Annotated in this window: 12 protein-coding genes; 5 read left to right on the top strand and 7 right to left on the bottom strand. The window is 63.3% G+C overall.

From position 1 onward, the window contains the following. Window positions 1-85 precede the first annotated feature (85 nt). The 4 genes from AC0NIE_RS12150 to AC0NIE_RS12165 form a co-directional block, all read right to left on the bottom strand. A complete protein-coding gene (locus AC0NIE_RS12150) occupies window positions 86-1,009 on the bottom strand; it encodes an NAD(P)-dependent oxidoreductase (protein ID WP_473488721.1) in 924 nt (307 codons plus the stop codon). Beyond that, the gene (locus tag AC0NIE_RS12155) at window positions 1,006-2,217 is read right to left on the bottom strand and encodes a mandelate racemase/muconate lactonizing enzyme family protein (RefSeq protein ID WP_473488720.1); all 1,212 of its coding nucleotides are present in this window, start codon (window positions 2,215-2,217) and stop codon (window positions 1,006-1,008) included. Before AC0NIE_RS12155 ends, AC0NIE_RS12150 begins: the two co-directional genes overlap by 4 nt. Beyond that, on the bottom strand, window positions 2,214-3,830 hold the full coding sequence (locus tag AC0NIE_RS12160) for a GMC family oxidoreductase (RefSeq protein WP_473488756.1): 1,617 nt from the start codon (window positions 3,828-3,830) through the stop codon (window positions 2,214-2,216). Before AC0NIE_RS12160 ends, AC0NIE_RS12155 begins: the two co-directional genes overlap by 4 nt. A gap of 163 nt (window positions 3,831-3,993) precedes the next feature. Beyond that, a complete protein-coding gene (locus tag AC0NIE_RS12165; RefSeq protein WP_473613725.1) occupies window positions 3,994-4,566 on the bottom strand; it encodes a GNAT family N-acetyltransferase in 573 nt (190 codons plus the stop codon). Window positions 4,567-4,683: 117 nt separating this feature from the next. Here AC0NIE_RS12165 and AC0NIE_RS12170 point away from each other — a divergent pair, with 117 nt between their 5' ends. Continuing rightward, window positions 4,684-5,079: an acyl-CoA thioesterase gene (locus tag AC0NIE_RS12170; RefSeq protein ID WP_123148439.1), complete on the top strand. Its 396-nt coding sequence runs from the start codon at window positions 4,684-4,686 to the stop codon at window positions 5,077-5,079. Window positions 5,080-5,235: 156 nt separating this feature from the next. Further along, window positions 5,236-5,403, top strand: coding sequence for a hypothetical protein (locus AC0NIE_RS12175; RefSeq protein WP_473488719.1), 168 nt, complete (start codon window positions 5,236-5,238; stop codon window positions 5,401-5,403). Window positions 5,404-5,586: 183 nt separating this feature from the next. On the opposite strand, the gene AC0NIE_RS12180 is transcribed toward AC0NIE_RS12175, so the two are convergent. Beyond that, window positions 5,587-5,955: a winged helix-turn-helix transcriptional regulator gene (locus AC0NIE_RS12180; RefSeq protein WP_473488718.1), complete on the bottom strand. Its 369-nt coding sequence runs from the start codon at window positions 5,953-5,955 to the stop codon at window positions 5,587-5,589. A gap of 92 nt (window positions 5,956-6,047) precedes the next feature. On the opposite strand from AC0NIE_RS12180, the gene AC0NIE_RS12185 reads away from it, so the two are divergent. Beyond that, the gene (locus AC0NIE_RS12185) at window positions 6,048-6,653 is read left to right on the top strand and encodes an NADPH-dependent FMN reductase (RefSeq protein ID WP_473488717.1); all 606 of its coding nucleotides are present in this window, start codon (window positions 6,048-6,050) and stop codon (window positions 6,651-6,653) included. A gap of 63 nt (window positions 6,654-6,716) precedes the next feature. On the opposite strand, the gene AC0NIE_RS12190 is transcribed toward AC0NIE_RS12185, so the two are convergent. After that, complete coding sequence (locus tag AC0NIE_RS12190) at window positions 6,717-7,139, bottom strand: winged helix-turn-helix transcriptional regulator (protein ID WP_473488716.1); 423 nt, start codon at window positions 7,137-7,139, stop codon at window positions 6,717-6,719. A gap of 97 nt (window positions 7,140-7,236) precedes the next feature. Between AC0NIE_RS12190 and AC0NIE_RS12195 the strand changes: the two genes are divergently transcribed. Further along, window positions 7,237-8,217, top strand: a complete 981-nt coding sequence (locus AC0NIE_RS12195; protein ID WP_473488715.1) for a quinone oxidoreductase family protein — start codon at window positions 7,237-7,239, stop codon at window positions 8,215-8,217. A 245-nt stretch (window positions 8,218-8,462) separates the two neighbouring features. Here AC0NIE_RS12195 and AC0NIE_RS12200 read toward each other — a convergent pair whose 3' ends face one another. Then, complete coding sequence (locus AC0NIE_RS12200; RefSeq protein WP_473488714.1) at window positions 8,463-8,900, bottom strand: hypothetical protein; 438 nt, start codon at window positions 8,898-8,900, stop codon at window positions 8,463-8,465. Between the two features lie 171 nt (window positions 8,901-9,071). Here AC0NIE_RS12200 and AC0NIE_RS12205 point away from each other — a divergent pair, with 171 nt between their 5' ends. Next, window positions 9,072-10,610, top strand: a complete 1,539-nt coding sequence (locus AC0NIE_RS12205; protein WP_473488713.1) for a winged helix-turn-helix domain-containing tetratricopeptide repeat protein — start codon at window positions 9,072-9,074, stop codon at window positions 10,608-10,610. Window positions 10,611-10,852: the final 242 nt, after the last annotated feature.

Raw genomic sequence — 10,852 nt, forward strand, 5'->3', positions numbered from 1 at the left:
GCGCTGAGAGACTGATTCAGGTCGTTACGGGCGTGATTTCGGCGATCCAGTCAATGTACTGAAATCGCGTGACAATTACCTGATGTCAGACGTCGACTTTGGCGGGGAAACCAGGCGCACGAAGGTCGGTCCCGACCGCATCTTCCAGAAGCTTGACGATCATGGTCGACCAGGCGCTGCCGCCATAGGTGTTCTTGCCTTGTTCGAATATGGCGTTGACGCGCGAGGCAAGCTCGAGCGGCACGCCGAATTTCTCGGCCATGTCCAGTGCGAAGCCCAGGTCCTTCAATGCGAGGTCCATGGTGAAACCGATATCGTAGGAGCCGTTCAGCACCAGCTGACTCTCGGTCTCGTGGACGAAGCTGTTGCCGGACGAGGCTGATATGGCGTGGTAGGACTGGGCAAGATCCAGCCCGCCCTTCCTGGCCAGCATGAGCGCTTCGCCGGCGGCGACGAGATGGATGAAGGCCAGCATGTTGGTGATGACCTTGATCACCGCCGCCGAACCGATCGGCCCCATCAGGAAAGACCTTGCGCACATCGCGTCGATGGCCGGACGGTGACGCTTATAGAGTGCCCGATCGCCGCCGACCAGTGCGGTGATCTTGCCGACCGCCGCCAGATGCACGCCGCCAGTAACTGGACATTCGAGCGTCTCGACGCCGCTTGCCGAAGCCAGGAATGCAAGGCGCACAATCTCGTCTTGGCCATTGGTCGACATCTCGATCCAGCTTCCGCCCTTGGGCAGGCCTTCGAGCAATCCGCCGGGACCGGCCAGCACCGCCTCGCTGACATCAGGCGACGGCAGGCATGTGATGGCGTTGCCGGCCAGGGCGGCTGCCTCGGCTGGGCTCCTTGCGGCGATCGCGCCGAGCGTCAACAGGCGCTCGACAGCCGCGGGATCGCGGTCGAAGACGGTGATGGTGAAACCATTGCGGATCAGGCTGGCGGCGAGGTGAGCGCCGAGATGGCCAAGGCCGATGAAGGCGTAACGCTTGCGCGCGCTCACGGCATCAACGGCGTCTGCATCATCTGCAGATGCAGGTCCTTGCCGGTCCAGGGATGCGCCTCGCAGACCGCCTCGTCGAGCTCGACGCCGAGGCCGGGCTCCTTCGACGGAATGACGTTGCCGTCCTGCCATTCGATCTTCTTCTTCAGCAGCTTTTCGTGAAAACCGTCCCACTGCTTCAGCGATTCCAGGATGAGGAAGTTGGGCAAGGTCACGGCTAGCTGGATGTTGGCCGCACCGACGATCGGCCCGCAATAGCAGTGCGGTGCGACCTGGATGTGATAGGCCTCGGCCATGGCGGAGATCTTCTTGGTTTCGAGAATGCCGCCGGAGCGACCGAGGTCCGGCTGCAAAATGGTTGCCGCGCGATTCTCGATGACGCGGGCGAATTCGAACTTGGTCGTCAGCCGTTCGCCGGTGGCGATCGGGATGGACGTGCCGCGCGCCACCTGTGCCATTACTTCCGGCATGTCGGGCGGCACCGGTTCCTCGAACCACAGCGGGTCGTAAGGCTCGATGGCGCGGGCCATGCGCAGCGCGCCCGACGCAGTGAACTGGCCGTGCGTGCCGAACAGGATGTCAGCCCTTGTGCCGACCGCCTCGCGGATCGCCTTGACCATGCGGGCGGAGAGATCGATGTCGACGAGACGCGGCTGGTGACCGTCAAAGGCGGTGTAGGGGCCGGCCGGATCGAGCTTGACGGCATTAAAACCCTGCTCGACATATTCGAGCGCGCATTCGGCCGCCAGATCGGGATCGTTGTAGACGTTCTTGCCGCGCGCATCCTCCGAGTGGACGCTGCCGGTGTGCGGATAGAGGTAGGTATAGGAACGCAGCGTTTCGTGCACCTGGCCGCCGAGCAGCTTGTAGACCGGCTTGCCGGCCTCCTTGCCGATAATGTCCCAACATGCCATTTCGAGCGCCGAGAAACAGCCCATGCCGGAAACGTCCGGGCGCTGGGTGAAGCCGGACGAATAGGCGCGGCGGAAGAAGTTCTCGATGTCGTGCGGATCGCGGCCGACGAGATAGCGTTCGGCCATGTCCTCGACCATTTTCGCGGTGACATGAGCCGAGAAGGTGGCGTTGTAGGCCTCGCCATAACCGACCACGCCGCCGTCGGTGGTGAGCTTGACGAAGATGAAATACTTGCCGCCGATGCCGGGCGGCGGATTGCCGACAACCCAGGTCTTCACCTCGGTGATTTTCATTTTTGATCCTCCAGAACCAGTTCGGCGCCCTTCCATCCGGTCATGATCGAGGCGGCGTTGGTGTTGCCGGCGATGTTATCGGGAAAGATCGAGGCGTCGATGACGCGCAAGCCGGCGAGGCCGTGAACTGTCAGGCGCGGGTCGACAACGGCGCGCGCAGCGTCCGGTCCCATGCGGCATGTCGAGACCGGGTGGTAGACGGTGCCCGAACGTTTCCTGAAATCCTGAATGAGATCCGCGTCCGAGGTGATTGACGGGCCCGGCAAAACCTCTTCCTCGATGATCTCGGCCATCGCCGGCATGGCGGCGATCTTCCGGATGAACTTCACCGCCGCCAGCATTTCGGCGATATCAGCCTCGGTCGAAAAGGCATTGGCGACGATCTTCGGATAATCGCGCGGATTGGCGGAGCGGATCATGATCCCGCCACGGCTCGATGGACGGCAGTTGGACAGGCCGATGGAAAAGCCCGGCCACGGATCTGGGGTCAGGATCGGGCGTTCGCCGCTCTTCGGGATGACGGTCGAGAACGCCTGGAAATAAAGCTGCATGTTGGGCCGTGAAAGAGCCGGGTCGGTGCGGAAGAAGCCGCCGGCATTGTTCATCGACAGCGACAGCGGGCCGGAGCGCATCAGCACGTATTGCATGCCGACCATGAGCTTGCCCCACCACGGGCGCAGGATCTGGTTGAGCGTCGGCAGCCTGCCCCGATACGTGTAGTTGATGCCGACATGGTCCTGCAGATTCGCGCCGACATTCTCGTTGGCGTGGACGACGGGAATGCCGAGAGCGCCGAGCAGGGCGGACGGGCCGACCCCGGAAAGCTGCAGCAACTGGGGCGAATTGACCGAGCCGCCGGACAGGATGACCTCGCGGCCGGCGCGGACAGTTTTCGTTTCACCGTTCTGCAGGTACTCGATGCCAACGGCGCGCTTGCCCTCGAACAGGATCCTGGTCGCCAGCGCATTGATCTCGACGCGGACATTGTTTCGCTTCATCGCCGGCCGCAGGAAGGCGCGGGCAGCCGACATGCGGCGGCCGTTTTTGGTGGTGATCTGATAGATGCCGGCGCCTTCCTGGGAGGCGCCGTTGAAATCCGGATTGAACCGCAGGCCGGCCTGGTTGGCGGCCGCCAGATAGCGCTTGGTGAGCGGATGGACTGAGGTCGAGCAGTCGGTGATATGCAACGGGCCGCCAACGCCGCGCCACTGGTCGGCGCCGGCCTGATTGTCCTCGAGCGCCTTGAAGACGGGCAGCAGGTCATCGAAGCCCCAGCCGGGGTTGCCGGCCGCTGCCCAAGCGTCGAAATCCTCGCGCGCGCCGCGGATCCAGACCATGGCGTTGATCGAACTCGAGCCGCCGAGCAGCTTGCCGCGCGGCCAGTGGTCGACATTGCCGGCGAGCCCCGGGTCCGGCTCGGTCTTGTAGTTCCAGTTGACCGCCGGGTCGAAGAAGGTCTTGCCGTAGCCGAGCGGCATCTGCACGTAGAAACGCCGGTCGGTGCCGCCGGCTTCGATCACCAACACCGAGAAGCGGCCGGAAGCCGACAGTCTTTCGGCCAGAACCGAACCGGCCGAGCCGGAGCCGACGATGATAAAATCATAGGTCTGCATGGTGGCTGCGGTCGGCTCCGAATTCTCGCTCAACCTAGACGCCGCAAGCCGCCGCGATCCGCGGAGCTTGCGGCATCGCCTGTGAAAAAAGCGACCGGCACTTCGTTTGCATTCGGTGTCCTGCCCGAAGCGGCCCTTGCCTCGTGGGCAAGCGGTCCAAGCATCATACGCCATCATCAGAATTTTGCTTGAAATCATAACGCATGATCGGGCGGGCTGGCACCCTGCGAGCGACGACCCTGAACCCGGCGCGAGCGAAGATGGAGGCGTATCCACTGCCGGAAGCGCTCGGCGAAACGTCGGCATCAAAAGGATAGGCTTCAAGCGCGGGGGCGTTTGCGCGCCTTGCAGCTTCCAGCGCCGCTGCGATCAGGTGAGATGTGATGCCTTGCCGGCGGTATTTTTTTCGCACGTAGAGGCAGGACAAGGACCAGACCGGCGCGTCATCCACTCGCTTCAACTGCCACAGCCGATCGAGCCAGGGCACGGCATTTCGGGGCGTCACCTGGCACCAGCCGACAGCAGTACCGCCGTCGAAAGCAAGTACGCCTGGAGGCGGACCATGCTCGACGGCTTGCCGGAACGCAGCCTTGTTTTCCTCGCCTGGTCGCTTTCGATAAGAACTGCCGATCCGCCCGTACATACACCAACAGCGACTGCAGACGGCGCTCTCCCTGAACAGGTCCTCGAGCGCGGCCCATAGATCTGGCGTCAGAGGGCGAGAGGTAAGTTTCATGTCAGCTGCCTTTCTCAACTCACCGTGCGCAGTTTAGCACCTGGCTGTGCGCGTTGACGCATCGGTGCCATCCCGATACGGGATCGGGAGAAGATCGATATCGAGGGGATTTGGCGCATGGTGCATTACGCGGACGGCCGGCCGATTGGCGATCTGACGCTCAGGACGCTGGCCATGCCTTCGGACGCCAATGCAGCGGGCGACATTTTTGGCGGCTGGGTGATGGCACAGATGGACCTTGCCTGTGGCATCCGCGCCGCCGAGCGCGCCAAGGGCCGCGTGGTGACGGCGGCGGTGAAGGAAATGTCGTTCGCCAAGGCGATGAAGATCGGCGACACGCTGTGCATCTATACGCATGTCGAGCGCGTCGGCCGCACCTCGATGACGCTCAAGGTCGAGGCATGGGCACAGCGCTACCTCTCCGACCTGATGGAAAAGGTCACCCACGCCGACTTCGTCATGGTGGCGCTGGACAGCGAAGGCAAGCCGAAGGCCGTTCCGGCGGAAAGCTGACCGGCTGGATGCAGTCAGCTTAAAGTCGAACGGCAACGCGCTGCCAGCCTCTCGCAATGAGACGTGAACAGCGATGCTATGACGCTTTTCATATTCGCCTTCGCACATTTTCGTGACCATGTCCGGCAGGACATGGGAAAAACAATGCGTCAACGATTGCTGAACGGCGCATTGGCAGGCGCGCTTGCCGCCTTGTTTTGCCTGATGGCCGGGACCGCCAAAACCGAGGTCAAACGAGACGAGGCCGAAGCCAGTTGCGCCGCCGAAAACCACACCCTCAAGCGGCAAGTGACGGGGTGCGAAATCTGCGTTGCGACGACGTAAGAAACCGGCGCGATGACCGTGAGCAATTGCGGCGAAGGGCGCGGCCTGCGCCACCGACGGCAGGGTGGTCAATCAGCCCCGAATCGAATCGGCCCGAAAGCCGTCTGTGGGCCGGAATGCAGATGCAGCCGTAGAATTCGTCTACGCTACGCGCCGTGCGCAAACCCTTGCAGCGCAAGAGTTTCAGGCATGAATCCCATCGAACCTCGCCCGCGCGGCCTTGACCCGCTCGGTGTTCTTGCGCGCCCAGTCGCCGAGCGCGCCGACCGGCACAAGAAGCTCGTAACCAAGGTCGGTCAGTTCATAGTCGACGCGCGGCGGAATGGTCGGGAACACGGTGCGGGTGACGAAGCCGTCGCGCTCGAGCCCGCGCAATGTGGTGGTCAGCATCTTCTGCGAGATGCCGCCGACGGCACTGCGCAATTCGTTGAAGCGCAGCGGCCCGTCACCGAGCTTGCCGACGACGAGTACGGTCCATTTGTCGCCGACGCGCTGCAGGATTTCCGAGATGGCGCGGCAGTCCTCGGTGCGGTGCGGGTGCCTTGGTAACAAAAAGGTGCCTCCTTGCGCCTCGTGAGCGTAGTCACTCATATAGCTCAGGTATCTAAACGATACCAGAAATTTGCCTAAAGGAGAGCCCCTCTATGTCCAAACCCAAAATCGCCATTGTCGTCGGTTCGACCCGCGCCGCACGATTTGCCGACGTTCCGACCCAGTGGATCGCCAAGATCGCCAAATCGCATGCCGATATCGACGTGGAAGTGGTCGATCTGCGCGACTTCCCGCTGCCGTTCTTCGATGAGGTCGCATCGTCCGCCTGGGCGCCGTCGCAGAATGAGGTGGCAAAGCGCTGGCAGAAGAAGGTCGCCGAGTTCGACGGCTTCATCTTCACTGCCGCCGAATACAACCATGGCCCGACGGCCGTGTTGAAGAACGCGATCGACTACGCCGCCAATGAATGGAACAAGAAGCCGGCCGGTTTCGTCGGCTATGGCAGCGTCGGTGGCGCGCGTGCCGTCGAGCAGCTCAGATTGCATGCCGTCGAGCTGCAGATGGCGCCGGTCAAGTCGGCAGTCCATATTGCCTGGGGCGATTTCCTTGCCGTCCGGCAAGGTGAAAAGAAGCTCGAGGAGCTCGAGCACCTGAACCAGACGGCGACTGCACTGGTCAACGACGTTGCATGGTGGGCCAAAGTGCTGAAGGCGGCGCGTCAGGCCGACGTGGTGGCCGAGGAAGTCAAGGCGGCCTGAACCGCAGACCGGAACAATCCTCCCAAGGATTCCGGGGCGGCGCTTGCGTCGCCCCTTTTTTATTCAGGCGATGGCTGGCTGGCGCGCCTGCCGAGGCTTGATGATGCAATCGGTAACGCGGTCCATTTCGTTCAGCTCATCCGCATGGTGCTGGCCCCACTCACAGAGCGCCAAAAGGATAGGCTCGAGGCTGAGGCCAAGGCGCGTCGCCGAATATTCGACGCGCGAGGGAATCTCGGCAAAGATCTCGCGTCTGATAAGGCCGTGTTCTTCCATTTCGCGAAGCTGCTGGATCAGCACTTTCTGCGTGATATCAGGCACCAGCGTCTTCAGCACCGACAGCCGCCGGGGCCTGTCGAAGAGATGATAGAGAATGACGGCCTTCCATCGGCCCGAAATCACCTTCAGCGCGCGTTCCGCCGGCAGCATGGGCAGTCTTTTGGTTGGCAGCCTCTTGGTCGGCCCCCTTTTGGTCGGCTTGGCCATGGTCACCTCCTAGTCAGCAGGGGACAAATGAGTGTGTAGTCGCGATCAGGCAGATAGTGGCAAACAGCAGCCGATGCCATAGCGATGGGTGCGTGCCATGAGAGCCATTCAACTGAACCGTTTCGGCGGTCCCGACGTCCTGGATGTTGTCGAGATGCCGAAGCCGCTGCCGCAAGCAGGCGAGGTGCTGATCCGCGTTCATGCGGCCGGCGTGAATTTTTTCGAAGTGCTGATGCGCGGGGACCGCTACGCGGTGACGCCGCAATTACCGATGGTTCTCGGCGTCGAGGCTGCCGGCACAGTGGAGGCGCTTGGCCAAGGCGTGGACGCTTCGCTGGCCGGGACACGCGTCGCGGCGCCGCTGTTCGCTTCGAAGCGTCCCTTCGGCGGATGTGCCGAGTATGTGACGATCGACGCAAAGCTGGCCGTTCCTCTGCCGGATACACTCTCATTCGAAGACGCGACGGGCTTGATGGTGCAGGGGCTGACGGCTTTTCATCTGCTGCGGCAAAGCCCGCCCGCCGGCAAGTCTGTGCTGGTCACTGCAGCCGCGGGCGGTGTCGGCTCGTTGCTGGTCCAGCTCGCCAAACGCCAAGGCGCCAGCAACGTGATCGCGGTCGCCGGCAGCAGGGCCAAGCTCGATCTTGCCCTCTCGCTTGGCGCCGATGCCGCGGTCGACTACAGCACGTCGGATTGGCCCATGCGTGTGCGGGAGGCGGCTGGCGGCGCCGGCGTCGATATCATCTACGACATTGTCGGCGGCGCGATGACGGCGGCATCGCTGGAGGTTCTCGCGCCCGGCGGCGAGCTGGTCTTTGCGGCGCTGGGCAGATACGCGATCGGCGCTGCGGAACTGGAAGCGATGATCACCCGGAACCAGTCCCTGCGAGGTTTTGCCCTGCTTCCGCTGCTCTCCGCCGACGGCCTCAGGGCCAGCCTGTCGGAGCTTTTCCAACTGGCCGCCGGCGGCCAGCTTGCCGTGACACAAGGCGGCCGCTACCCGCTCGACCAGGCCAACGAAGCGCACCGCTCGCTGGAGGAGCGCCGGTCGACCGGCAAGGTCGTGCTGATACCTTGAGTGGTGTGGTCGATTAACTGCGCACAGGCCAATCGTGGAACCCGTCCGCTTTGCGCCTCATGTCGGCCATAGAGATCGACTTCGCAACATCCTCAAAGCAGACGTTGCCGGGATCATGCAGGAGGTCATGGATTGCGCCGCCCGGGCCGCTACCTGTCGACCGTGCGCTAGGGCGTCATGCAGCGGCAAATCGCAAGGCTCCTTCGCGATCCGTTTCAAATCCGGCTGATGCCTGACACAGGTGCTCAGACGCGCTGCTCGGTCACGGCGTCCGGAAGGCGGTCGCGGAGGATGAAGAAGACACGAGCTGGCGGCGATACCGGACGGACGCGACTTCCTACGATCACGCCGACGAGTTCACCCTCGTATTTGACCAGGGAAAACTCGGCCGGGATTTCCCCGATGATCCGCGGTCGTTCGACGATGTAGTGCAGCAGATCCACGTAGGTGCAGACGATTTCCTCGTCGTTGGTCAGTTCGGCGGCCGCGCCCGGCGCAACGTTCCGGCTCATATGGCTGAGCGCCTCGTCGAGCTGCCCCTCCGTGTTACAGAACAGTCCACGAAGCTGGTGTGTCTGCTCACCCGCCGCGGTCGAGCCGGGGAGCACCGAACCGCAAATGGCGGCTACCAGGAGCGTCACGCAGCGATCGCGGAGCGACCGGACAAGATCGGTGGCAGACATCGTTTTTCCCTTCCTGCGCGGTCGTGCTTCGTTGCGACCATCGCACCACGCCTCGTCCGAGTAACGAGCGAGTTCCGATGGTTTGCCGAAATTGCGCCGGCCAGAGCCCTGAAAGAATGGAGAGCCGTCGGCGAAGACCTGGTGTATGCTCGGCGACGGGATCCGTCACACGTGAGGATCGTCATGGTCAGTTCGCCAGCAACTGCCACCCTTGTCCTCAACGACAAGGTTGTCGTCGACCTTGAAGGCGAGACGCTCCGTCTTGGCAACGGCGACGCAATCGCCCTCAGGCCGCAGGCCTTTGCGGTCCTTCGCCACCTCGTCCAGAACGCGAACAGGCTGGTCAGCAAGGCCGAGCTGCTTGAAGCCGTCTGGGGAGGCGCCGCCGTTACCGACGACAGTCTCGTTCAATGCATCCACGAGATCCGGCGAGCGCTCGGCGACGAACGGCATGCGGTCCTGGCCACCGTCTCGCGGCGGGGCTACCGCCTGTCGCTGGAGCGTGGCGACGAGAGTGCGCTCGGCGGCCCTTCGATCGCAGTGCTGCCGTTCGCCACCATGAGCGGCGACGAGCCCCATGACTACTTCGCCGATGGCCTGGTCGAGGACATCATTACCAACCTCTCGAAGATCCCGGGCCTGTTCGTCATCGCACGCAATTCCTCCTTCGGCTTCAGGGGCAGGGAAACCGATGCGCGCACCATCGCCGCCGAACTCCGCGTTCGCTACCTGCTGCAGGGCAGCTTGCGGCAGTCCGGGGGGAGACTGAGGATCAATGCCCAGCTTGTCGACGGCGCATCGGCCACTCATGTCTGGGCCGACAGGTTCGAGGGCGCGGCAAAGGACGTGTTCGATCTCCAGGATCGGTTGACCGAGCAGATCGTGGGCTCGATCGAACCGAGTGTCCGCCGTGCGGAGATCGAGCGCGCGCGCCGCAAGCGGCCCGAAAGTCTGGATGCGTACGATCTCTACCTTCGGGCCCTGCCGCACGCGCATGCGAACACGCCCGTCGAGACGGACAAGGCCCTGCAACTGCTGGCGCGCTCGATCGAGCTTCAGCCGGACTATGTCGCTGCGCATGGCTATGCCGCATGGTGTTACGAGCAGCGCTATCTCCGCAACGGGTTGGATCCCGCAGACAAGACGGCCGCACTCAACCACGCCGACATTGCGTTAGGCATCAACAGCGACGACCCGCAGGCGATGAGCATCGGCGCGTTCGTCCGCGCCAACCTCACCCGGGAGTACGACGCCGCCCTCGAGGTGCTCGACCGGGCCCTCGCATTGAACCACAATTCGGCCTTGGCCTTTGGCTTCAGCGCTTTGGTCAGTGCCCACAGCGAGCGACACCAGCGGGCGGTGGAACATGCGCACAAGGCGCTGCGGCTGAGCCCGATCGACGATCCGCTGAGCTACCATCCCTACTGCGCCCTCGCCCTGACTCACCTCTTTGCCGGCACCTTCGCCGACGCGGCCAGATACGCCGCTCTGGCGGTTCGGGCCAATCCGGGCTTCAGCATCCCGTACGCCTATCTGGCGGCCAGCCACGTCGGCCTTGGCAATGTCGAAGAAGCGCACTCTGCGGCACGACGACTGATCGAGGTGGCGCCGAATTTCTCGGTCGGCGGCTACGTGCGAACTAACCTGTTTCGGCCGTACTTGATGGACGCGCTGGCAGCGGCCTTGCGAACGGCAGGGCTTCCCGAATGAGGCCAGCTGGCGCGGACCGAACCGCGCGTCAGGTGCTGCGCTGTCACAAGCCGCCGGTCCCCTCCCAGCCTCCTCTCTCAGGCATATTCTCGGCGGTGCGTTCCTCAAAATCGAAGACGTGTCTACCTTCGCATCGCCCGGCATGGGCGCGCCTATCCCTGGACCGTCGCTCAGGATCAGCCGATGACGACCTCTCGCCGACCCGTTGTCCGCTTCCGCCGATCCGAACCTCGGAGCTGCCA

It is taken from the genome of Mesorhizobium sp. WSM4842 (assembly GCF_055901575.1).